Below are 21683 nucleotides of genomic sequence, written 5' to 3' on the forward strand. Positions count from 1 at the left end.
ACATTACCCCTTAATGGTTGGCTGTAACCTTAATTTGGTTGGTTTTTTGCGGAACAGGACGCTCCGATTTCGGCGTAGCATACCAATAACCCAATCCCATGAACACGACGCCGGACAAAGTATTACCCAGAGTGACCCATAACAGGTTGTGTCCGATTCCGGACAGGGTATAGGCGTCGCTGTGATGACCAAACCAGGAGAGGGCGAACAGCGTCATATTCGCGACGGAGTGCTCGTAGCCGGAAGCGATAAACGCCAGCAGACACCACCAGATAGCAAGAAATTTTGCCGTGCCTTCGGTGCGGATTGCCATCCAGATTGCCAGACAAACCAGCCAGTTACACAGCGCGCCTTTGAAGAACAGTACCGTGGCGGGCGCGGTGGTTTTCGCCAGCGCGACTGAGTGAACGATGCTGGTATCGACCGGCAACAAACTGCCGCCGCCCCAGCTGTAAAGCAGGGCGACAAAGACGGAACCGACCAGGTTGCCGAGCCAGGTTTGCGGCAGGATAGCCCACATTTGACCGTGGCTGATAGTGCCTGCTTTGACGCCCAGCGTCAGGAACATGGTGTGGCCGGTAAACAGTTCGGAACCGGCGATGATGACCAGCGTTAAGGCGATACCGAAGGTGGCTCCCATCACCAGAGGACGTACGGACGGGTCGAGCAGATTGCCGAGGGTGAAAATAAGAATGATGCCGAGACCGACATAAGCCCCGGCCATTGCCGAACTGACCCAGAAGCCGAGCGGATTATTCGCCGACAGGCGTGCGATGCGCGCAGCGTTAGCCGCACACTTATTGATAGTGTCTGTAAACATTTGATTATCCTTTTCTCACTTCATCCTTTGCACTGCCTCTTTGTTGGCTGCCCTCGCTCACCCCAGTCACATAGTGAACTATGTTCCTGGGGATTAATGAGGGACATCCTTGTCCCTCACCGAAGGCAGCCAGCGGCTGTTCAAATTCGTTCCTGACGAATTTGTTGCTCAGTTGCCGCCGCGATGCAGTACAAATGATTTTGTGATAACAATTAAAATGAAAAAAAATACAAAAAAGGGGAGGCGTTGCGCCTCCCAAAAATAATTAACCGCGCAACTGCACCACGCCGTCTTTCACCCGCGCGTCGTAATGTTTCACAGAAAACTGCTCATCTTCCATGCATAAACCATCGCTCAGGCGGAAGCGCTGCTTTTTCAACGGGCTGGCGACCCACAGTTCGCCCTGGTGTTCCGCAATCAGCCCACGAGACAGCACACTGGCCTCAAAGAACGGGTCGATGTTGCTGATCGCAAACACCTGATCGCTATGGTAAGGACGGAAAATTGCCACCTGCTCGCCGCCTGACAGCGCGCAGACGCCGGTTCCCGGCAGGATGTCATCGATTTTGCAGATGTTTTGCCACTGACTCATGCGTTTTCCTCCACCAGAGTGACCGGGATACGTTCATACGGCGTGGCCGGACGATGCTGTTCACGTTCAGGCACAACCTGGACGTTCGGGTCGCGTTTGTCGCTGTTGATAAAGTGCTTAAAGCGAACCTGTGCGGATGGGGTGTTAACGGTTTCTGTCCACTCGCAGACCACCGCTGCGCGCAGGCGCGCCATCTCTTCTTCCAGATGTTCGTTCAGGCCCAGCTTATCGTCGATGATGACCGATTTCAGATACTCGATGCCGCCTTCCAGATTATCCAGCCACGGCGCGGTACGGGTCAGTTTGTCGGCAGTACGGATGTAGAACATCATAAAGCGGTCGAGGTACTTGATCAGCGTTTCGCGATCGAGATCGGCTGCCAGCAGATCCGCATGACGCGGTTTCATCCCGCCGTTACCACAGACGTACAGGTTCCAGCCTTTCTCAGTGGCGATGATACCCACATCTTTACCCTGCGCTTCCGCACATTCACGGGTACAGCCGGAGACGCCGAACTTCATTTTGTGCGGGGTGCGAATGCCTTTGTAGCGGTTTTCCAGCTCCACGCCGAAACCGACGCTGTCGCCCACGCCGTAGCGGCACCAGGTGCTGCCGACGCAGGTTTTCGCCATCCGCAGCGCTTTGGCGTACGCGTGACCGGTTTCGAAACCGGCTTCAATCAACTGACGCCAGATTTCCGGCAGATCGTCTTTTTGCGCGCCAAACAGACCGATACGCTGAGAACCGGTAATTTTGGTATAGAGGTTAAACTCGCGGGCGATACGCCCCACGGCCACCAGGCCTTCCGGGGTGATTTCACCGCCCGCCGAGCGCGGGATCACCGAGTAGGTGCCGTCTTTCTGGATATTCGCCAGGAAGTTATCGTTAGTATCCTGTAGCGGCGTGTGCTGCGGTTTGAGGATGTATTCGTTCCAGCACGACGCCAGCAGCGAACCGACGGTCGGCTTACACACTTCGCAGCCGTAGCCTTTACCGTGTTTCGCCAGCAGTTCTTCAAAGGTTTTGATACCTTCCACGCGGATTAAGTGGAACAGTTCCTGACGAGAATAAGCAAAGTGCTCGCACAGGTTGTTGTTGACTTCAATACCCTGTTTCGCCAGTTCGGCGTTCAGTACCTGCGTCACCAGCGGGATGCAGCCGCCGCAGCCGGTTCCGGCTTTGGTTTCCGCTTTCAGCGCCGCCACGGTATGGCAGCCTTTATTGATAGCGGCGATCAGATCGCCTTTAGTCACATCGAAGCAGGAGCAGATCTGCGCGCTGTCCGGCAGTTTATCCACGCCGATAGCGGGTTTACCACTGCCCGCGTGCGACGGCAGGATCAGCGAATCCGGGTTTTCCGGCAGTTCGATGGCGTTCAGTACCAGTTGCAGCAAATTGCCGTAATCGCTGGTGTCGCCGACCAGTACTGCGCCGAGCAGCGTTTTGTTATCTTCGCTGACAATTAGACGTTTGTAGACTTCTTTGCTTTCATCGAGGTAAACGTAACTACGCGCGCCCGGCGTGCGGCCATGCGCGTCGCCGATGCCGCCGACGTCCACGCCCAGCAGCTTCAACTTGGCGCTGAGATCCGCCCCTTCAAAGGCGTTTTCACTGCCGAGGATATGGTCAACGGCGACCTGGGCCATTTTATAGCCTGGTGCGACCAGACCGTAAACGCGGTTGTTCCAACTGGCGCACTCGCCGATAGCGTAGATATCTGGGTCAGACGTCTGGCAGGTGTCGTTAATCACGATCCCGCCGCGCTGCGCGACGGCCAGACCGCACTGGGTAGCCAGCTTGTCGCGGGGGCGAATACCGGTAGAGAAGACGATGAAATCGACTTCCAGCTCGCTGCCGTCGGCAAAACGCATAGTCTTACGCGCTTCGTTACCCTGCTGAACAATCTCTTGCGTGTTTTTACTGGTGTGTACACGCACGCCCATGCTTTCGATCTTGCGACGTAGCTGCTCACCGCCCATCTGATCGAGCTGTTCCGCCATCAGCATTGGCGCAAATTCAATGACGTGGGTTTCCACGCCGAGGTTTTTCAGCGCACCGGCGGCTTCCAGCCCCAGCAGACCGCCGCCGACCACCGCCCCGCGCTTGCTGCGACGGGCGCAGGCTTCGATAGCGTTGAGGTCTTCAATGGTACGGTAAACGAAGCAATCCTGGGTTTCGGAGCCTTTAATCGGCGGGATCCACGGATAGGAACCGGTCGCCATGATCAGCTTGTCATAATAAACGGTACGACCCGCGCTGGAGTGAATCACTTTCTCCTGACGGTTAATGGTAATTGCGCGTTCGCCAACCAGTACCTTTACGCCGTGCTTCTCGTAAAATCCTTCACGCACCAGAGAGAGCTCTTCCGCGGTGTGGTGAGAGAAGTAGGATGACAGGTGGACACGGTCATAGGCTTTACGGGGTTCTTCACAGAACACGGTAATGTCGAACAGGCTAGCGTCGGATTTATCAAGGAGATCCTCAATAAAGCGGTGGCCGACCATGCCATTACCGATAATAGCGAGTCTGACTTTGCTCATTTTTGCCTCGATTTCTTTTCTATTACCGCCTACCTTAACGATTCAGCAACCCCGCTTATTGATGTAAATCAAATTCACCTTTATATACCTCTTAATGGGTATATGGCTGATTTGTCAGGATTTTTATAAGTGGCGGAATTGTCAGGCTTTTCAGGTTTGTACAAATAACATACAAAATGAGGGATTTTCAGGCCAACAGGCCTACCCCGTCAGGAGGGGGATAGAGTGCCGGAGGGCGACGTCGCCATCCGGCAAGGATTATCAATGCGTAGCCGGCGCGCTATGCTGACGATGACGGGATACAAAACCGAGCGCAAAGCACATCACAAAGACCACCGCATACAGACCATTCGCGGTGAGTAACGCCGCCTGTGGGCCGCTGTGCGCCACAATCGGGCCGGTGACGACGAAGGTCAGCATCGTTCCGATAGTGCCGCAGGTCAGAATAAAGTTAACCAGCTTAGGCGAGGCCACTTTCGTTTGCTGCGATCCCAGCGTAATGATGGAGGTATAAATGGCGCTGGAGAAGAAGCCCAGCGTCAGTATAAACCACGGCATATGCGCCTGCGTGCCGGTAATAAACAAATACATCAGTACCGCCGCCATACCCGCCAGTACGGTCAGAATGCGTTGCAGATCGAAAAAGCGCAGGATAAAGCTGAACGCCCACATGCCAAACATATAGGACATCCAGAAATCACTCACCAGCGCCCCGGCGTCATTCAGGCTCATGCCGAGGCCTTTGGCGTATTCCGGCACCCAGGAGATAAAGCCTAATTGACCGAGGATATAGCACAGCGCGGCGACGGCCAGAAACAGTACGCCAATGCCCCATTTTTCTTTGACGACAGGCGCCTGAGAGTGCTGCGCATGTTTACCCAGCGCCGGAAATTCACAGCCGAAGGTCAGGATGAAAATCGCCAGGTAGACCAGGCCGATGCAGGCGTAGACCCAGTACCACTCAATACTACGCGCCAGCAGGAAGGCGGCGACCATAGGAAAAATCATCCCCGCCATGCTGAAGAAGGAGTCGGTAAACAGCAGTCGGGAACCGCGCTGACGCCCTTCATACAGTTGCGTAATCAGGAAGGTGCCAATCGACATGGTGATCCCGCTGACCAGCCCCAGCACAAACATCGCCGCTGAGAACAACGCCAGGCTATGGCTGAACATCAGCCCGGCCACCGCCAGCACCATCAGGATAAAACCAAAGCGTAGCTGTGTTTTCAGCGGGATGATTTCCATCAGCCACGCATTGAGGAAGATCGAGATCAAAATCCCGGCGTTCAGAAAAGTAAAGGTGTTACTCATGCTGGAAACGGGCAGATGAAAATAGTCTGCGATATTTCCCATCACCATCCCGGTGACAATCACCAGCGCCCCGGTCAGGGCGTAGGAAAGAAAGCTGATCCATGTGAGCTTGATGCGGTTGCTGTTAGTCATGTCTGGCCTTGAAGAGAAGTGAAGCGCGTGGAGGGCGCGTTAAGCGGGCAGATTTTAGGCGCTTTTGTGATGCATTTAAATAATTATTAGTGATAGTAATGTTCATTGCATTTTTTAATGTGATGTTTGTCACATCCATATTGCAAGAATACGGCGTTGCGTCGTAACGTTACATTTGTTTCATATACGTAAAATTAGGTAAAGGGCTGGCCTGGCCCAGGAAGGCTCTTTAGAATCATTCCACTTGCTTTATTTCTGCTCTCTTTAAGGAAATCTCATGCTCAAATCGACTCTGGCGGCTGTCGCAGCTGTTTTCGCTCTTTCTGCTCTTTCTCCCGTAGCGTTGGCAGCAAAAGGTGATCCTCATGTGCTGTTAACCACCTCCGCCGGGAATATTGAGCTGGAGCTGAACAGCCAGAAAGCGCCGATTTCTGTGAAAAACTTTGTCGATTACGTCAACAGTGGTTTCTATAACAACACTACGTTTCACCGCGTTATTCCTGGCTTTATGATTCAGGGCGGTGGTTTTAACGAGCAGATGCAGCAGAAGAAACCGAATCCGCCGATTAAGAATGAAGCCGACAACGGTCTGCGTAATACTCGCGGCACGATCGCGATGGCGCGCACCGCAGATAAAGACAGCGCCACCAGCCAGTTCTTTATTAACGTCGCGGATAACGCTTTTCTCGACCACGGCCAGCGCGACTTTGGCTATGCGGTATTTGGTAAAGTGGTAAAAGGTATGGATGTCGCCGATAAAATCTCACAGGTACCGACGCACGATGTCGGACCTTATCAGAATGTGCCGACAAAACCAGTCGTTATCCTTTCCGCGAAAGTCCTGCCATAAAACATGCCTGCGCGGGTGCGAGCCGCCCGCGTTTTCTCCCTGTCTCAGCGTAACCTGAAATTGCTGCTTATACTTGTGGTCAAGCACAGACATATTCAGGGAGGCCCGGTGAAGAAACTTACCGATAAACAAAAGTCACGCTTTTGGGAACAGCGGCGCAACGTTAACTTCCAGCAAAGCTGCCGTCTCGAAGGTATTGAGATCCCCTTAGTAACCCTGACCGCCGATGAAGCGCTGGCACGTCTTGACGAGCTTCGGAGGCACTATGAGCGATAAATTTGGCGAAGGACGCGATCCGTACCTCTATCCGGGGCTGAATGTGATGCGTAATCGGCTGGGGATTCATCAGGCCCAGCGACTGGCGCAAGCGGCATACGAAATGACCGCGCTCCGCGCCGCTACGATTGAACTGGGGCCGCTGGTACGCGGCTTGCCTCATCTGTGCGCGATTCATTGCCAGCTCTATCAGGATATTTTCGACTGGGCAGGGCAACTGCGGGAGGTCGATATTTACCAGGGTGATACCCGTTTCTGCCACTTTGCCTATATCGAAAAAGAGGGCAACGCTCTGATGCAGGATCTGGAAGAAGAGGGCTATCTGGTCGGTCTGGCGCACGAGAAGTTTGTCGAGCGGCTGGCGCATTACTACTGTGAAATTAACGTGCTTCATCCGTTTCGTTTGGGGAGCGGGCTGGCGCAGCGCATCTTCTTTGAACAGCTGGCGTTACATGCAGGCTATGCGCTGAGTTGGCAAGGTATTGCGGTTGAAACATGGAAGCAGGCGAACCAGAGCGGCGCGATGGGCGATCTCTCCGCTTTGCAGGCGATTTTTCAGAAAGCGATAAGCGAAGCTCGCGAAACTGAGTAAAATAGGGCGGTTCTACTCACCCGGAGCCGCCATGATCCTGCTTATCGATAACTATGATTCCTTTACCTGGAACCTCTACCAGTATTTTTGTGAACTGGGCGCGGAAGTGCAGGTTCGGCGCAATGATGCGCTGACGCTGGCGCACATTGACGCTTTGAACCCGCAAAAAATCGTTATCTCTCCTGGCCCCTGTACGCCAAATGACGCTGGCATTTCACTGGCGGTCATCCGCCATTATGCCGGACGTATTCCGATGCTGGGCGTTTGCCTTGGGCACCAGGCGATGGCGCAGGCCTTTGGCGCGTCGGTGGTGCGGGCAGCGAAAGTGATGCACGGTAAAACGTCATCTGTTACGCATAATGGACAGGGCGTGTTTCGGGGATTGCCCAGCCCGTTAACCGTGACACGTTACCACTCGCTGATTGTCGACCCTGCCACGTTGCCAGAGTGTTTTGAGATCACCGCCTGGAGCGAAACGCAGGAGATTATGGGCATTCGCCACCGCGAGTGGGATCTGGAAGGCGTGCAGTTCCACCCGGAAAGTATTCTTAGTGAACAGGGACACGCGCTACTGGAAAATTTTCTTCAACGTTGATTAATGGTTGTCATTGAGTGATTTTTTATTCATATTTTGTGAGTATAATTTCACTGAATTTTCTGCTTAACCGGGTGGTAATGATATGGCAACTGAACAAACGGCTATTACGCGCGCAACTTTTGATGAGGTGATTCTGCCTGTTTATGCACCGGCGGACTTTATTCCGGTCAAAGGTAAAGGCAGCCGCGTATGGGATCAGCAGGGCAAAGAGTATATCGATTTCGCCGGCGGGATTGCAGTGACTGCGCTGGGCCATTGCCATCCGGCGCTGGTCGAGGCGCTGAAATCCCAGGGGGAAACCTTGTGGCATACCAGTAACGTTTTTACCAATGAACCGGCGTTGCGTCTGGGACGTAAACTGATCGACGCCACGTTTGCCGAGCGCGTGCTGTTTATGAATTCCGGCACCGAAGCGAACGAAACCGCTTTTAAACTGGCGCGTCATTATGCCTGCGTGCGCCATAGCCCGTTCAAAACGAAAATCATTGCCTTCCATAACGCCTTTCATGGCCGTTCCTTGTTTACTGTCTCTGTCGGCGGGCAGCCAAAATATTCCGACGGCTTTGGGCCGAAACCCGCCGATATTATTCACGTTCCCTTCAACGATCTTCATGCGGTAAAAGCGGTAATGGATGACCACACCTGCGCGGTGGTGGTCGAGCCGATTCAGGGTGAAGGCGGCGTGCAGGCGGCTACACCGGAATTCCTCAAAGGGTTACGCGACCTGTGTGACGAGCATCAGGCGTTGCTGGTATTTGATGAAGTGCAGTGCGGGATGGGGCGCACCGGAGACCTGTTTGCCTATATGCACTACGGCGTCACGCCGGATATCCTCACCAGCGCCAAAGCGTTAGGCGGCGGTTTTCCGGTGAGCGCCATGCTGACCACGCAGGAGATCGCCTCGGCCTTCCATGTTGGTTCGCATGGTTCAACCTATGGCGGCAATCCGCTGGCCTGTGCGGTGGCTGGCGCGGCATTCGATATTATTAATACGCCAGAAGTACTACAAGGCATTCACACTAAGCGGCAACAGTTTGTGCAACATTTGCAGGCGATTGACGAGCAATTTGACATTTTCAGCGATATTCGCGGCATGGGGCTGCTGATTGGCGCGGAACTGAAGCCGAAGTACAAAGGTCGGGCGCGCGATTTTCTGTACGCAGGCGCGGAGGCCGGCGTGATGGTGCTCAATGCCGGAGCCGACGTGATGCGTTTTGCCCCGTCGCTGGTGGTGGAAGAGGCGGATATCCATGAAGGAATGCAGCGCTTTGCGCAGGCGGTAGGGAAGGTGGTGGCCTGATGGCGGATTGCCGGATAAGCGTAGCGCATCCGGCAGTCGGTCTTAACCTTTTGTATCCCGTAGCCGCTTACTCAGCCAGATACCGTGATGCGGACGCTGACGCCAGGCCATCGACGAAATGGTGTGCATGGTGTTCAGATGGCCAATGATGCGCTGTAAATGTTGTTCCAGAGTGCTCAATAAGCCATGTGACGGCATGTCCGGCGACTCCAGAATATTGACATCGCCGGAGCCGCCTGGCCTGTCGTACTCCAGGCGCTGCTGGCAGCGCTGAATTGCAATCTCGCAAGATTCCAGATAGCGCTGCGCCAGATCCGGCGTCAGCATGGTGTGCTCCCGCGCCAGCGTCGTCATGGCGTTGATATGCTCGACAATAAACTGGCTGTGCGTGACCCATAGTTTCATATCCGACAGATAGTGGGTATTGAATCCGGGTTCCTGCATTGCCTGATTTAACGAGTTGAATAACGTGTTATGCGCCTGGTTGACCCGCATTCTTTGATAAGCGAGCGGGGTGGCCTGCGGATCGTTACTGAGGATCAGTCGGATAGCTTCTTGATCGGCTTCCAGCGCATCATGGGCGTTTTTACGTAATAGCCCGCTTTGCCATTGCGGCCACAGCCAGACCATGCCGCCAAAGGCAATTAAACAGCCAATCAGCGTATCGATCAGCCTCGGCACAATAAACTGCTCTCCGTTTAGCGTCAGTAACTGGATGGTGTATACCGCCGTCACCGTAAAGCCGACCGTCGCCCAGCCGTAGTTTTTACGAATAATCAGATAACTTGCCAGCGTGAGTACCAGCATGACCGCCAGCGTAATGCTTTCGGGAATATGTAAGTGCAGCGTGACGCCGGCAATCACCAGGCCGACCAGCGTTCCGACCGAACGGTGCAGAATACGTACGCGCGTCGCGCCATAGCCGTTTTGGGTGACAAACAGCACCGTCATGAGTATCCAGTACGGTTTAGGCAGGTGCAACGCACTGCCCATCAGACTGGCGATGCTCATCATCACGCTGATGCGTCCGGCGTTGCGTAGCGCCGGCGATTTAAGAGACATATAATTTTTCAGCGCCGGAAGTAGCGGCAAACGACGCTGTTTATCGGCCATCAGGTCGCGGGCGTACAGCGGTCGCTGAGTACGCAGCACACGGGCGATTCGACTGAAGTGCCAATAGCAGAACTGGCCTACCGGATTTTCAGGATGCTGATTGGCGATCTTCTCCAGAGCGCCAATCTGTTTTTCCATGGAGAAGCGCGTCGGCAGACGATGATAAAGAATGTCATCCGCCAGCACGCGCAGACGGGCGGCGACCGTTTGCGCATTCCAGCGAATCACCTCTTCCGCATGGCTGCGTTCTACCAGTTTCTGTACCTCTTCCGGCTGATGCAAGCTGACGGAGATGTGCTCCTGCAAATCCATCGCTTCCTGAAAAGCCCGTAGTAGACGCTTGTAATCATTATTGTTGTGCGCCGAAAGCATATGCATCTGTTGGTAACACTGGGTAATGAGATCGACCGCTTTTTGCTGGCGTATCAGCAGGGGAGGCAGCGCTTTTTCCGGATCGATATGTTGGGTGAGCAGGCTGTATTTCGCTTCGCAATAATCGGCCAGTTCACGGTATAACAAACTCAATGACTCGCGCAGCGGCTGTTCGCGCCATAGCCAGAACCAAAACCAGTTAAACACGCCGTACCATAGCGTGCCCAGCGCATAAATGAGCAGCGGCTCCCAGACGGGCATGTATCCCGCAAGGCTCAGGGTAAAGATGGCGGCAATCAGCGATGCTGGCAGTAGCCGCGCGTGAAGCGGGCTAATTTCCGCCGTCACGCCAAGCACCAGCGTGAGGCCGGTCAGGATCAACGGCAGGGGGATGGATTCCGCCAGCAGAAGTTGCGTTACCAGACTGCATCCGGCGAACAGCGACGCGCCGATGATCAGGCGTTTAAAAAAGCGTTTGTGCGGGGTATCCAGACCTGCAATGTTGCAGCAGGCGGGAACGAGAGAGAAAAGCAAGCCCAGGTGTAGCTGGCCTATTAATAAACCAACAGCCACAGGCAGGCACAGCACCAGCGTTTGCCGTAGTGCGTAATTAATCTCTGGGTGATAAATCAGTCTTCGCCACATCGATGCAAACAAAAATGGCGCATGATAAAACGCGCCATTCTGACGGAATTAACGGGTGCCGTAGACGACGATGGTCTTGCCATGCGCGGAGATCAGGTTTTGATCTTCCAGCATTTTCAAAATACGACCAACGGTTTCGCGGGAGCAGCCGACGATCTGGCCGATTTCCTGACGAGTGATTTTGATCTGCATCCCATCCGGGTGCGTCATGGCATCGGGCTGTTTCGCCAGATTCAGCAGCGTCTGAGCGATACGCCCGGTGACGTCAAGGAAGGCGAGGTTACCTACTTTTTCAGAGGTGACTTGTAAGCGACGAGCCATCTGGGAAGAGAGGCGCATCAGAATATCCGGGTTGACCTGGATTAATTGGCGAAATTTTTTGTAGGAAATTTCAGCGACCTCACATGCGGTTTTCGCACGTACCCAGGCGCTGCGTTCCTGGCCTTCTTCAAACAGGCCCAGTTCACCAATAAAATCACCCTGATTCAGATAAGAAAGGATCATTTCTTTCCCTTCTTCATCTTTGATCAGCACTGCCACGGAGCCTTTAACGATGTAGTACAGCGTTTCTGCTTTTTCACCCTGGTGAATCAGCGTGCTCTTTGACGGGTACTTATGAATGTGGCAATGAGACAAGAACCATTCAAGAGTCGGGTCTGTTTGCGGTTTGCCAAGCACCATGCGCGGTTATCCTCTGTTATAAGCTGTCTCCAGAGCCAGAAAACGGCACTGTCTCTGGGGTTGCAAAAATATACTTCCCGCTACCTGGGAAGGGGGCTACGAAAATAGATTGTAGCCTGTAATGTGATGTCCTCTGCATACATGCAGTACGTCAATGTATTACTGTAGCATCTTGTCTGTTTTAGCATAGCTTTCGCCGTGTGTCTCCTGGTGTCTCGCTTCAGCATGACCCAGGTCGCCTTCCATTGCGACTTTTGTTGTATGCGCGTAATCTTTCAGGAAAATTGAAACATTGGAGTTACGAAATATGCAAGCGCGTGTAAAGTGGGTTGAAGGGCTCACGTTCCTCGGAGAGTCCTCCTCCGGCCACCAGATTTTAATGGATGGCAACTCCGGTGACAAAGCGCCGAGTCCGATGGAGATGGTATTAATGGCGGCTGGCGGATGTAGCGCTATTGATGTGGTATCAATCCTGCAAAAGGGCCGTCAGAATGTCACCAACTGCGAAGTGAAGCTGACATCCGAGCGCCGGGAAGACGCGCCGCGCCTGTTTACGCACATTAATCTGCATTTTATCGTTACCGGCAGCGATCTGAAAGAGGCTGCCGTCGCGCGCGCTGTCGATCTCTCCGCGGAAAAATATTGCTCGGTGGCGCTAATGCTGGAAAAAGCGGTCAATATTACCCATTCGTATGAAGTGATTGCGGCGTAACATGTGATGCCGGATGGCGGCGTGGCTTTATCCGGCCTACCCGTTTTTATCTCGTAGGCCCGATAAGCGTAGCGCCATCGGGCATTTCACCGCGGTTATTCGATTTTTTTGCCTTCCATTAATCGCTGCACCAGCGGCAACATAATCAGCTCCATCGCCAGCCCCATTTTGCCGCCCGGCACCACTAATGTATTAATGTGAGAAATGAACGAGCCCTGGAGCATCGCCAGGAGCCAGGGAAAATCGATCCCTTCCAGATTGCGGAAATGGATCACCACAAAACTCTCATCCAGCGAGGGAATACCCTTTGCGGCGAACGGATTGGACGTGTCGACGGTCGGCACGCGCTGGAAGTTAATATGGGTACGCGAGAACTGCGGCGTAATGTAATTGATGTAGTCGTCCATGGAACGCACCACGGAATCCATCACCGCTTCACGGGAGTGCCCGCGCTCGCTGGTGTCGCGAATCAGTTTCTGAATCCACTCGAGGTTGACGATAGGCACCACGCCAACCAACAGATCAACATGACGCGCGACATCATGTTGCGGGGTGACGACGCCGCCGTGCAGTCCTTCATAAAACAGCACATCGGTCGGTTCGGGAAGCGGCTGCCAGGGCGTAAACGTGCCGGGAACCTGATTCCACGGTACGGCTTCATCATAGGTATGCAGATATTTACGCGACTGGCCTTTACCCGTCTGCCCGTACTCAATAAAGGTATGTTCCAGTAGGCTGAAGTCATTGGCTTCAGGCCCGAAATAGCTGATATGCCGCCCGGCGTCACGCGCTTTGCGGATCGCCATATCCATTTCCGGGCGGGTGTAACGATGAAAACTGTCGCCTTCCACCTCGGCGGCGTGCAGATTTAACTGCGCGAAAATTTTACGAAACGCGAGGCTGGTGGTGGTGGTCCCCGCGCCGCTTGACCCTGTTACTGCTATCACCGGATGTTTGGCTGACATGGCAACTCCATGATTGAGCTTTAGTAATAATGTATTGTCGGCAAAGGCGTTTTATTCGCGAAACTGCTTTTTCGGCATAATATTGACCGTTTCATGTAATTCAGACCATACCAGCACGGCCTCGCCGGATTGCAGTTGGCGTTTTACGTCAGCGACTTTTTGTTCAAGCGAACGTTCATGTTCACCATAATCGGTGCCTTCGCGCAACACAAAGCTTTCGATCAGGTTGTCCAGCGTGTCGGGGGCGAGCCCCTGCCAGGGAATGATCATGATGACGCCTCCAGGTACGTTGTCAGCCAGTCAGGAATTCGGCGTTCCAGCCACATTTCAGGGCGCAGCGGCGTACCGCCGATAAATCCTACGTGTCCGCCATGCTCAGTCAGCTGATACTCCACCTGCGGGGGCAGATCTTCCGCTTTAGGGATCACATGATGATCCATAAACGGATCGTCTTTAGCGTGAATAATCAGCGTCGGTTTAGCAATCTGGTTAAGCAACGGCATGGCGCTACACTGACGATAGTAGTCGATGGCGTCGGCAAAGCCGTGAATTTTCGCGGTGATCAGGTCGTCAAACTCGCGAATACGGCGCATTGATTTCAGTTGCGCCAGATTCACCGGCAGCGACCCGGGGTACGCCGCCAGCTTGCGTGACGCATTCGCTTTTAACAGATTAAGCAAATAACGCTGATAGACGCGGGAAAACCCTTTGTCCATGTGGTAGCTACAGGCTTCGAGAACGAAAGGTGCAGAAACAATTACCGCCGCCTCGATGGGAATATCGCGGCCTTCTTTCGCCAGCAGGCACGCCAGCATATTACCGCCGAGCGAATAGCCCACGGCGGCTGTCGGAACGGCGCCGAACTCCCGCTGTAGCCAGCGTAAAAACCAGGCTCCATCCTCCGTTTCACCGGAGTGGTAAATACGATTCAGACGGTTGGGCTCGCCGCTACAGCCGCGAAAGTGCATCACCACGCCCAGCCAGCCGCGCTTTTGCGCCGCCTCAATCAGCCCGTGGGCATAGGGGCTGTTCAGGCTGCCTTCCAGACCGTGAAAGACCACCAGCCGCGGTTTATGCTTTGCCTGTTGCGGATCTTCGCTCCATGCCAGATCGACAAAATCGCCGTCCGGTAGCTCCAGCCGCTGCCAGTGGGCGTTGAACTTCACTTTGCGGCGGATTAAACGCGGCAGCATAGTTTGTAAATGGCGATTACGAATGCCACGCATGGGAATAAATTCATGCGAGTCATTGACAGGCGGGGTCATTTCTGTGGACGTGATCTCAACCATAGCACCAGAACAATTGATAATTGGAAACAATACTATACCGCGCATAAGGTTCACAGATTAGTCAATATGTGATTTTACGTTCAATTGGTCGCTGGGGAAATAAAATTGCGCCTCATTTCACCAGAGAGGGCAGTATGCAAGGCGCGCGCAATACCCCACAGAAATCGCGTGAACCTCTGCATCAGCCGAATTAATCGTGGTAGTGTGGCAACACGATAGTTATGCGACTCAAGGAGAAGGCATGTCGAAGACACTTTTACAGATCCATTTTAACTTTAGCGGCCCTTTTGGCGAGGAGATGACTCAGCAACTGGTCGGGCTGGCGGAGTCTATCAATGAGGAGCCGGGTTTCATCTGGAAAATCTGGACAGAAAGCGAGAAAAACCAGCAAGCTGGCGGTATTTACTTGTTTGAATCCGAAGAAACGGCGCAGGCTTATATTAAAAAACACACTGCGCGTCTGAAAAATCTTGGCGTTGATGAGGTGACGTTTACATTATTTGGCGTGAACGATGCGCTGACGAAAATAAATCACGGCAACCTTTGCCGCTAAATCACATAACGCAGGCTTCTGTTCCGGTGCTGCCGACCGCAACGGTAATCTTTATACCGGGGCGAGTACCTAAGAGGCCTTTATGGACGAACAGCGGACCACGAACGTTCTCTTCCAGCGTGTGCAGCGCCTCGGCGGTGCGGGCGATGTTACCCTTCTCCACAAGCATCATTAAGATGGTGAGCTTGCGGAAGGTAATGTCATCGGTAATTGACAGGTTCATCGTCCGCCCCGTGCGTTAGAGCCTATCCCAGTAGGCGTAATTGTTGAAGCCAGTTTGGGGCCGGACAGCGCGCAGAAACCGGAGCGTACACATAGTACGTGAGGATTTCGAGCACTGCCCGGCCCTAAAATGGCGAATAAAATAGCCTAATGGGATAGGCTCTTAGTCGTTCTGCATCATCTGCTCAAGCTGCTCCTGCGCCTCAAGCCATGCCATTTCACATTCTTCCAGCCCGGATTTGGCGCTGGCCTGCAGTTGCAGACACTCGGTCATCTCCGCTTTACGGCTTGGGTCATACAGGCTGCTGTCGCCAAGCTTCTCTTCCGCCTGCGCCAGTTGGGCGTTGAGCTTTTCCATCTCTTTTTCCAGACGGGTAATCTCTTTACGCAGCGGTTGCGTCAGAGTGCGTAGCCCGGCTTCGCGACGCTTCTGATCTTTGCGTGACTGAGCGCTGTTGGCGTTGTTTTCCTTCGGCGCGTTGTCGGCCTGGTTTTCCTGTTTCTGCACGTCGCTCAGCCATTGCTGATAATCTTCCAGGTCTCCGTCGAACGGTTCGACCTTTTTGTCGTGAACCAGATAGAGGTCGTCAGTGGTGGAGCGAATCAGGTGGCGGTCGTGCGACACGACGACCAATGCGCCTTCGAAATCAATCAGCGCTTCGGTGAGCGCCTGACGCATGTCGAGATCCAGGTGGTTGGTCGGTTCATCGAGCAACAGCAGATTTGGACGCTGCCAGACGATCAGCGCCAGTACCAGGCGCGCTTTCTCGCCGCCGGAGAAACGTTGCGTCTCTTCCGTTACTTTGTCGCCCTGGAAACCGAAGCCGCCGAGATAGTCGCGCAGCTTCTGCTCCAGTTCCTGCGGCGCCAGACGCGCCATATGTTGCAGCGGGGATTCATCGGCGCGCAGGAACTCCAGTTGGTGCTGGGCGAAGTAGCCGAGCTTAATGCCTTTGGCGAGGCCGATTTCACCGTGCAACGGTTCCAGTTCGCCCGCCAGCAGCTTGATCAGCGTCGATTTCCCCGCGCCGTTGCGACCCAGCAGGCCGATACGCGAGCCGGGCACCAGGTTCAGCTTGATGGATTCCAGAATGATGCGATCGCCATAACCTGCGCTGACTTTTTCCATCTTCAGCAGCGGGTTCGGCAGGCTTTCCGGCGCGCGGAAGCTGAAATGGAACGGGTTGTCGACATGAGCCGGCGCAATCAGCTCCATACGCTCCAGCATCTTGATACGGCTTTGCGCCTGCTTGGCCTTGGTCGCTTTAGCGCGGAAACGGTCGATGTAGCTTTGCAGATGCGCCACACGCTCCTGCTGACTCTCATACATCGCCTGCTGTTGCGCCAGGCGCGTGGCGCGCTGAACTTCAAAGGCGCTGTAGTTGCCGGTGTACTCGAACAGAGTCTGTTGTTCGATATGGATAATTTTATCCACTATCGGGTCAAGAAAGTCGCGATCGTGGGAGATCAGAATCAGGGTGCCCGGATAGCTCTTCAGCCATTTTTCCAGCCAGATAACGGCATCCAGATCGAGGTGGTTGGTCGGTTCGTCGAGCAGCAGTAAATCGGAGCGGCAAATCAGCGCCTGAGCCAGGTTAAGGCGCATCCGCCAGCCGCCGGAAAAGTCGCTGACCGGACGTTCCAGCTGATCGTTAGAGAAGCCGAGACCGTGTAGCAGGCTGGCGGCGCGCGAGCGAACGGTCCATGCGTCGATGGCGTCCAGCTTGCCATGTATGGAGGCGATAGCATGTCCGTCGTTACGTTCGTTGGCGTCGTTAAGCTGTGCCTCCAGCTGCCGGTATTCACGGTCGCCGTCAATGACATACTCAATCGCTGGCTGAGGCAACGCAGGTGTTTCCTGATTCACCCACGCTAATTGCCAGGTTCCGGGCAGGGTAAAACTCCCGGCATCGGCGCTGATTTCATTTTTTAGCAATGCCAGCAGGGTAGATTTACCGCAGCCGTTTTTACCCACCAGGCCGACTTTCTGGCCTGGATTAATGGTAGTCGAGGCATTGTCCAGTAGGACGCGCACGCCGCGACGAATTTGTAACGAGGAGAAAACAATCATAAGGCGCCGTATGTTCAGACTATGTTAATTTATCATTATGATAATGTAATATTCGGGCGTACCGCCGCGCTGGAGCGCAATGGTAGCTCAAAACAACAACGATACACAAAATCATTCAGGCCGCCTTTGGTGAGGGACAAGAATATCTCTCATTAATCCCCAGCGGCGGACATAGAGTACGTTCCTGAGTTGAACAAACGCTGTCAACGTAGAAGCGGCCTGAAGAATGGCATGTATCGACCCAAAACAACCGGGAGGGGGATTGATGTCTCAGCCAGCGAAAGTCTTGCTGTTGTATGCCCATCCGGAATCTCAGGACTCGGTTGCTAACCGGGTACTGCTTAAACCGGCCATACAGCACAATAACGTAACCGTGCACGATCTTTATGCGCGTTATCCTGATTTTTTTATCGACACGCCCTATGAACAAGCCCTGTTACGTGAGCACGACGTCATTGTTTTTCAGCATCCCCTTTACACCTATAGCTGTCCGGCTTTACTGAAAGAATGGCTTGATCGCGTTTTGAGTCGGGGGTTCGCCAGCGGACCAGGGGGAAACCAACTGGTGGGAAAGTACTGGCGTAGCGTGATTACGACCGGCGAGCCGGAAAGCGCTTACCGGTATGACGCGCTAAACCGCTATCCAATGAGCGATGTACTCCGCCCCTTTGAACTGACCGCGGCCATGTGCCGGATGCACTGGATGCCGCCCATTATTGTGTACTGGGCGCGCCGCCAGTCGCCGCAGACGCTGGCCAGTCATGCGAAAGCCTATGGCGAGTGGCTGGCGAATCCTGTGAGCGCGGGAGGCTATTGATGGAAGGTGCTGATTTATTGACCGCGGGAGTGTTGTTCCTCTTCGCGGCGGTGGCGGCGGTGCCGTTAGCCGCCAGGCTGGGCATCGGCGCGGTGCTAGGGTATTTGCTGGCGGGAATCGCCATCGGTCCGTGGGGGCTGGGATTTATCAGCGATGTTGACGAGATCCTGCACTTTTCCGAACTGGGCGTCGTGTTTCTGATGTTTATCATTGGTCTCGAACTCAATCCGTCCCGGCTTTGGCAACTGCGGCGCTCTATCTTCGGCGTCGGCGCTGCTCAGGTGCTGTTAAGCGCGGCGGTGCTGGCGGGATTATTGATGCTTGCTGATTTCTTATGGCAGGCGGCGGTCGTCGGCGGGATTGGCCTGGCGATGTCTTCGACGGCGATGGCGCTACAACTGATGCGCGAGAAAGGCATGAATCGTAGCGAGTCCGGGCAGTTAGGGTTTTCCGTCTTACTGTTTCAGGATTTAGCGGTGATCCCCGCGCTGGCGTTGGTGCCTTTATTGGCGGGATCGGCCGACGAGCATTTCGACTGGTTTAAAGTGGCAATGAAGGTACTGGCTTTCGCGGTAATGCTGATTGGCGGTCGTTACCTGCTGCGCCCGGTATTTCGTTTTATTGCTGCGTCTGGCGTGCGGGAGGTCTTCACTGCCGCGACGCTGTTGCTGGTGTTGAGCGCCGCCTTATTTATGGATGCGCTGGGACTGTCGATGGCCCTGGGAACCTTCATTGCCGGCGTTTTACTGGCAGAGAGCGAATACCGGCATGAGCTGGAAAATGCTATCGATCCCTTTAAAGGTTTACTGCTTGGGCTGTTCTTTATCTCCGTCGGTATGTCGCTAAATCTCGGCGTACTTTATACCCATTTACTGTGGGTGGCGGCGAGCGTTGTTATTCTGGTCGTCATAAAAATGCTGACGCTGTATCTGCTGGCGCGGGTATATGGAATAAGAAGTTCTGAACGGATGCAGTTTGCCAGCGTGCTGAGTCAGGGGGGCGAGTTCGCTTTTGTGCTCTTTTCTACCGCCTCTTCTCAGCGCCTGTTTCAGGGCGATCAGATGGCGTTATTATTGGTGACTGTCACATTATCAATGATGACCACGCCGCTACTGATGAAAGGGATTGATAAGTGGTTATCGCGCCGCCTTAATGGCCCGGAAGAGAATGATGAAAAGCCGTGGGTTGAGGATGATAAGCCCCAGGTGATTGTCGTCGGCTTTGGCCGTTTTGGTCAGGTGATCGCTCGCTTATTGATGGCGAATAAGATGCGTATCACCGTGCTGGAACGCGATATCGGCGCCGTTAATCTGATGCGCAAATATGGTTATAAAGTGTATTACGGCGACGCTACACAAGTCGAGCTGCTGCGTTCTGCGGGCGCGGAAGCGGCGGAGTCGATAGTCATCACGTGTAATGAACCGGAAGACACGATGAAGCTGGTGGCGCTGTGTCAGCAGCATTTTCCTCATCTGCATATTCTTGCGCGAGCGCGTGGACGTGTGGAGGCCCATGAGTTATTACAGGCTGGCGTCACGCAGTTTTCCCGTGAAACGTTTTCCAGCGCGCTGGAACTGGGACGTAAAACTCTGGTGTCGTTAGGTATGCATCCGCATCAGGCACAACGCGCGCAGTTGCATTTTCGCCGGCTGGATATGCGAATGTTGCGGGAGCTGATCCCGGAGCATAGCGACATGGTACAGATTTCGCGCGCCAGAGAGGCCCGACGCGAGCTGGAGGAGATTTTTCAGCGCGAAATGCAACAGGAACGGCGCCAGTTGGATGGCTGGGATGAATTTGAGTAGGGGTAAAACAATGGCAATCCGTAAACGTTTTATTGCAGGCGCGAAATGTCCGGCCTGTCAGGCGCAGGACACAATGGCGATGTGGCGTGAAAATAATGTCGATATTGTTGAATGCGTTAAGTGCGGGCATCAAATGCGGGAAGCGGATAAAGACGTTCGCGAGCATGTTCGCAAAGAAGAGCAAGTGATCGGGATTTTTCATCCGGACTAGCGATATGCCGCAGGTTTTTTTAAGCTAAGGGGTACACGGCTGCAGAATTCCGCTACAATCTGCGCCACTATTCTTCCCATGCTCAGGAGATATCATGAAAGTAGCAAAAGACCTGGTGGTCAGCCTGGCCTATCAGGTACGTACAGAAGACGGTGTGTTGGTTGATGAGTCTCCGGTGAGTGCGCCGCTGGATTACCTGCACGGTCACGGCTCCCTGATCTCTGGTCTGGAAACCGCGCTGGAAGGCCATGAAGTTGGCGACAAATTTGATGTCGCTGTTGGCGCGAACGACGCTTACGGCCAGTATGACGAAAATCTGGTGCAGCGTGTGCCTAAAGACGTCTTTATGGGCGTTGATGAACTGCAGGTAGGGATGCGTTTCCTGGCGGAAACCGACCAGGGCCCGGTACCGGTAGAGATTACCGAAGTGGAAGACGATCACGTTGTGGTTGATGGTAACCACATGCTGGCGGGCCAGAATCTGAAATTTAACGTAGAAGTTGTTGCGATTCGTGAAGCGACTGAAGAAGAACTGGCTCACGGTCATGTTCATGGCGCGCACGATCACCACCACGATCACGGTGAAGACGGCTGCTGTGGCGGTCATGGTCATGACCATGGTCACGAGCACGGCGGCGAAGGCTGCTGCGGCGGTGGTGGTAAAGGCGGCTGCGGCTGCCATTAATCCCCGTCGTCTTTCAAGCTACCGCGGTGTTGGCTACGCTTTCAAACCCCGGTCACATAGTTATCTATGCTCCCGGGGAATTTTCAAGCTTGCCGCCTTGCTGTGACTCGAAATCCTTAGGGTATTATCATTGGTTCGATAAATCATCGGGCACAAAAAAAGCGGGTTAACCCCGCTTTTTTTTCGTCTCAATAATGCGGCGGCGGCGTTTCTTCTGCCTGAGAGGCGATATTTGACGGCTGACTGGCTTTTAACTTTTCCGTGAGCAAACGCAGATGATCGCGCAGCTTCGCCATCTCCATTTCATGTGCGGTTACCGTCAGGTTTAGTTCTTCTATGGTAATCTCCTGGAACGCCAGACGGCTTTCCAGTTCAGCCAGACGAGCTTCCATCGTGATATCCTGCATGATGTACCTCTTTATGTTGTCTCCGTCGGCGGATTCTACTTAACTTTACCGGCTTTCACAGCAACCATTACGCGCGCTACGAAACTAATTTAAACAAAAAGAGTCTGAAAAGAAGTGATAATAG

Annotated in this window: 23 protein-coding genes; 11 read left to right on the forward strand and 12 right to left on the reverse strand. The window is 53.9% G+C overall.

The window, feature by feature from the left end; genetic code table 11:
• Positions 1-10: 10 nt before the first annotated feature.
• From nirC to tsgA, 4 genes are all read right to left on the reverse strand, one after another.
• Entirely contained in the window at positions 11-820 is an 810-nt protein-coding gene (nirC, locus tag ACLJRS_RS17960) for a nitrite transporter NirC (protein WP_000493576.1), read from the reverse strand.
• Between the two features lie 265 nt (positions 821-1085).
• Positions 1086-1412 (reverse strand): nitrite reductase small subunit NirD, encoded by a 327-nt coding sequence (gene nirD / locus ACLJRS_RS17965; RefSeq protein ID WP_000084814.1) that lies wholly within the window; start codon positions 1410-1412, stop codon positions 1086-1088.
• Positions 1409-3952, reverse strand: coding sequence for an NADPH-nitrite reductase large subunit (gene nirB / locus ACLJRS_RS17970; protein ID WP_000049250.1), 2544 nt, complete (start codon positions 3950-3952; stop codon positions 1409-1411). The genes nirD and nirB overlap by 4 nt, the downstream gene beginning before the upstream one ends.
• A gap of 261 nt (positions 3953-4213) precedes the next feature.
• Positions 4214-5395, reverse strand: a complete 1182-nt coding sequence (gene tsgA, locus ACLJRS_RS17975) for an MFS transporter TsgA (RefSeq protein WP_000185212.1) — start codon at positions 5393-5395, stop codon at positions 4214-4216.
• Between the two features lie 277 nt (positions 5396-5672).
• Between tsgA and ppiA the strand changes: the two genes are divergently transcribed.
• The 5 genes from ppiA to ACLJRS_RS18000 all read left to right on the forward strand — a co-directional run bounded on the left by ppiA (position 5673) and on the right by ACLJRS_RS18000 (position 9011).
• Complete coding sequence (ppiA, locus tag ACLJRS_RS17980) at positions 5673-6245, forward strand: peptidylprolyl isomerase A (RefSeq protein WP_000920481.1); 573 nt, start codon at positions 5673-5675, stop codon at positions 6243-6245.
• 108 nt (positions 6246-6353) lie between these two features.
• Positions 6354-6521, forward strand: a complete 168-nt coding sequence (locus ACLJRS_RS17985) for a YhfG family protein (RefSeq protein WP_001620545.1) — start codon at positions 6354-6356, stop codon at positions 6519-6521.
• The gene (locus ACLJRS_RS17990) at positions 6511-7113 is read left to right on the forward strand and encodes a putative adenosine monophosphate-protein transferase Fic (RefSeq protein WP_001280669.1); all 603 of its coding nucleotides are present in this window, start codon (positions 6511-6513) and stop codon (positions 7111-7113) included. Before ACLJRS_RS17985 ends, ACLJRS_RS17990 begins: the two co-directional genes overlap by 11 nt.
• Positions 7114-7144: 31 nt before the next feature.
• Entirely contained in the window at positions 7145-7708 is a 564-nt protein-coding gene (gene pabA / locus ACLJRS_RS17995; RefSeq protein WP_000601882.1) for an aminodeoxychorismate synthase component 2, read from the forward strand.
• An 85-nt stretch (positions 7709-7793) separates the two neighbouring features.
• Positions 7794-9011, forward strand: coding sequence for an aspartate aminotransferase family protein (locus ACLJRS_RS18000; RefSeq protein WP_000190023.1), 1218 nt, complete (start codon positions 7794-7796; stop codon positions 9009-9011).
• Between the two features lie 42 nt (positions 9012-9053).
• On the opposite strand, the gene ACLJRS_RS18005 is transcribed toward ACLJRS_RS18000, so the two are convergent.
• Together ACLJRS_RS18005 and crp are read right to left on the reverse strand one after the other, a co-directional pair.
• Positions 9054-11141, reverse strand: a complete 2088-nt coding sequence (locus tag ACLJRS_RS18005; protein WP_000269311.1) for a YccS/YhfK family putative transporter — start codon at positions 11139-11141, stop codon at positions 9054-9056.
• A 48-nt stretch (positions 11142-11189) separates the two neighbouring features.
• Positions 11190-11822: a cAMP-activated global transcriptional regulator CRP gene (gene crp, locus ACLJRS_RS18010; protein WP_000242758.1), complete on the reverse strand. Its 633-nt coding sequence runs from the start codon at positions 11820-11822 to the stop codon at positions 11190-11192.
• Between the two features lie 307 nt (positions 11823-12129).
• On the opposite strand from crp, the gene ACLJRS_RS18015 reads away from it, so the two are divergent.
• Positions 12130-12534 (forward strand): OsmC family protein, encoded by a 405-nt coding sequence (locus ACLJRS_RS18015; RefSeq protein WP_001148919.1) that lies wholly within the window; start codon positions 12130-12132, stop codon positions 12532-12534.
• A 95-nt stretch (positions 12535-12629) separates the two neighbouring features.
• On the opposite strand, the gene ACLJRS_RS18020 is transcribed toward ACLJRS_RS18015, so the two are convergent.
• From ACLJRS_RS18020 to ACLJRS_RS18030, 3 genes are read right to left on the reverse strand one after another with little or no spacing between them, the layout of a single operon-like run.
• Positions 12630-13499, reverse strand: coding sequence for a phosphoribulokinase (locus ACLJRS_RS18020; protein ID WP_001274690.1), 870 nt, complete (start codon positions 13497-13499; stop codon positions 12630-12632).
• Positions 13500-13550: 51 nt separating this feature from the next.
• Positions 13551-13769 (reverse strand): YheU family protein, encoded by a 219-nt coding sequence (locus ACLJRS_RS18025; protein ID WP_000586568.1) that lies wholly within the window; start codon positions 13767-13769, stop codon positions 13551-13553.
• The gene (locus ACLJRS_RS18030; RefSeq protein WP_001214109.1) at positions 13766-14833 is read right to left on the reverse strand and encodes a hydrolase; all 1068 of its coding nucleotides are present in this window, start codon (positions 14831-14833) and stop codon (positions 13766-13768) included. Before ACLJRS_RS18030 ends, ACLJRS_RS18025 begins: the two co-directional genes overlap by 4 nt.
• 196 nt (positions 14834-15029) lie before the next feature.
• Between ACLJRS_RS18030 and ACLJRS_RS18035 the strand changes: the two genes are divergently transcribed.
• Entirely contained in the window at positions 15030-15341 is a 312-nt protein-coding gene (locus ACLJRS_RS18035) for a monooxygenase (protein WP_000047690.1), read from the forward strand.
• Between the two features lies 1 nt (position 15342).
• Here ACLJRS_RS18035 and ACLJRS_RS18040 read toward each other — a convergent pair whose 3' ends face one another.
• Together ACLJRS_RS18040 and ACLJRS_RS18045 are read right to left on the reverse strand one after the other, a co-directional pair.
• A complete protein-coding gene (locus tag ACLJRS_RS18040; protein ID WP_001054039.1) occupies positions 15343-15564 on the reverse strand; it encodes a LysR family transcriptional regulator in 222 nt (73 codons plus the stop codon).
• A 162-nt stretch (positions 15565-15726) separates the two neighbouring features.
• On the reverse strand, positions 15727-17634 hold the full coding sequence (locus ACLJRS_RS18045) for an ABC transporter ATP-binding protein (protein ID WP_410957874.1): 1908 nt from the start codon (positions 17632-17634) through the stop codon (positions 15727-15729).
• A 265-nt stretch (positions 17635-17899) separates the two neighbouring features.
• Between ACLJRS_RS18045 and kefG the strand changes: the two genes are divergently transcribed.
• The 4 genes from kefG to slyD all read left to right on the forward strand — a co-directional run bounded on the left by kefG (position 17900) and on the right by slyD (position 21152).
• Entirely contained in the window at positions 17900-18451 is a 552-nt protein-coding gene (kefG, locus tag ACLJRS_RS18050) for a glutathione-regulated potassium-efflux system ancillary protein KefG (protein ID WP_000081820.1), read from the forward strand.
• A complete protein-coding gene (kefB, locus tag ACLJRS_RS18055) occupies positions 18451-20256 on the forward strand; it encodes a glutathione-regulated potassium-efflux system protein KefB (protein ID WP_000398139.1) in 1806 nt (601 codons plus the stop codon). The genes kefG and kefB overlap by 1 nt, the downstream gene beginning before the upstream one ends.
• A 10-nt stretch (positions 20257-20266) precedes the next feature.
• Positions 20267-20467, forward strand: coding sequence for a YheV family putative zinc ribbon protein (locus tag ACLJRS_RS18060; RefSeq protein WP_001007735.1), 201 nt, complete (start codon positions 20267-20269; stop codon positions 20465-20467).
• A 94-nt stretch (positions 20468-20561) separates the two neighbouring features.
• A complete protein-coding gene (gene slyD, locus ACLJRS_RS18065; protein ID WP_000861341.1) occupies positions 20562-21152 on the forward strand; it encodes a peptidylprolyl isomerase in 591 nt (196 codons plus the stop codon).
• 188 nt (positions 21153-21340) lie between these two features.
• On the opposite strand, the gene ACLJRS_RS18070 is transcribed toward slyD, so the two are convergent.
• Positions 21341-21559: a protein SlyX gene (locus ACLJRS_RS18070; RefSeq protein ID WP_001152701.1), complete on the reverse strand. Its 219-nt coding sequence runs from the start codon at positions 21557-21559 to the stop codon at positions 21341-21343.
• Positions 21560-21683 lie beyond the last annotated feature (124 nt).

Origin of the sequence: Salmonella sp. SAL00670, from assembly GCF_046552235.1 — a bacterium.
GTDB lineage: Bacteria > Pseudomonadota > Gammaproteobacteria > Enterobacterales > Enterobacteriaceae > Salmonella > Salmonella enterica.

Excerpts from the sequence above, each read along its gene's own strand:
- tsgA (WP_000185212.1), bottom strand. The coding sequence starts at position 5,395 with ATGACTAACAGCAACCGCATCAAGCTCACATGGATCAGCTTTCTTTCC.
- ACLJRS_RS17990 (WP_001280669.1), top strand. The coding sequence starts at position 6,511 with ATGAGCGATAAATTTGGCGAAGGACGCGATCCGTACCTCTATCCGGGG.
- ACLJRS_RS18005 (WP_000269311.1), bottom strand. The coding sequence starts at position 11,141 with ATGTGGCGAAGACTGATTTATCACCCAGAGATTAATTACGCACTACGG.
- ACLJRS_RS18040 (WP_001054039.1), bottom strand. The coding sequence starts at position 15,564 with ATGAACCTGTCAATTACCGATGACATTACCTTCCGCAAGCTCACCATC.
- nirB (WP_000049250.1), bottom strand. The coding sequence starts at position 3,952 with ATGAGCAAAGTCAGACTCGCTATTATCGGTAATGGCATGGTCGGCCAC.
- ACLJRS_RS18030 (WP_001214109.1), bottom strand. The coding sequence starts at position 14,833 with ATGCGCGGTATAGTATTGTTTCCAATTATCAATTGTTCTGGTGCTATG.
- ACLJRS_RS18035 (WP_000047690.1), top strand. The coding sequence starts at position 15,030 with ATGTCGAAGACACTTTTACAGATCCATTTTAACTTTAGCGGCCCTTTT.
- ACLJRS_RS18000 (WP_000190023.1), top strand. The coding sequence starts at position 7,794 with ATGGCAACTGAACAAACGGCTATTACGCGCGCAACTTTTGATGAGGTG.
- ppiA (WP_000920481.1), top strand. The coding sequence starts at position 5,673 with ATGCTCAAATCGACTCTGGCGGCTGTCGCAGCTGTTTTCGCTCTTTCT.
- ACLJRS_RS18015 (WP_001148919.1), top strand. The coding sequence starts at position 12,130 with ATGCAAGCGCGTGTAAAGTGGGTTGAAGGGCTCACGTTCCTCGGAGAG.
- ACLJRS_RS18025 (WP_000586568.1), bottom strand. The coding sequence starts at position 13,769 with ATGATCATTCCCTGGCAGGGGCTCGCCCCCGACACGCTGGACAACCTG.
- slyD (WP_000861341.1), top strand. The coding sequence starts at position 20,562 with ATGAAAGTAGCAAAAGACCTGGTGGTCAGCCTGGCCTATCAGGTACGT.
- ACLJRS_RS18070 (WP_001152701.1), bottom strand. The coding sequence starts at position 21,559 with ATGCAGGATATCACGATGGAAGCTCGTCTGGCTGAACTGGAAAGCCGT.
- kefG (WP_000081820.1), top strand. The coding sequence starts at position 17,900 with ATGTCTCAGCCAGCGAAAGTCTTGCTGTTGTATGCCCATCCGGAATCT.
- kefB (WP_000398139.1), top strand. The coding sequence starts at position 18,451 with ATGGAAGGTGCTGATTTATTGACCGCGGGAGTGTTGTTCCTCTTCGCG.
- ACLJRS_RS18045 (WP_410957874.1), bottom strand. The coding sequence starts at position 17,634 with ATGATTGTTTTCTCCTCGTTACAAATTCGTCGCGGCGTGCGCGTCCTA.
- crp (WP_000242758.1), bottom strand. The coding sequence starts at position 11,822 with ATGGTGCTTGGCAAACCGCAAACAGACCCGACTCTTGAATGGTTCTTG.
- ACLJRS_RS18060 (WP_001007735.1), top strand. The coding sequence starts at position 20,267 with ATGGCAATCCGTAAACGTTTTATTGCAGGCGCGAAATGTCCGGCCTGT.
- nirC (WP_000493576.1), bottom strand. The coding sequence starts at position 820 with ATGTTTACAGACACTATCAATAAGTGTGCGGCTAACGCTGCGCGCATC.
- nirD (WP_000084814.1), bottom strand. The coding sequence starts at position 1,412 with ATGAGTCAGTGGCAAAACATCTGCAAAATCGATGACATCCTGCCGGGA.
- ACLJRS_RS18020 (WP_001274690.1), bottom strand. The coding sequence starts at position 13,499 with ATGTCAGCCAAACATCCGGTGATAGCAGTAACAGGGTCAAGCGGCGCG.
- pabA (WP_000601882.1), top strand. The coding sequence starts at position 7,145 with ATGATCCTGCTTATCGATAACTATGATTCCTTTACCTGGAACCTCTAC.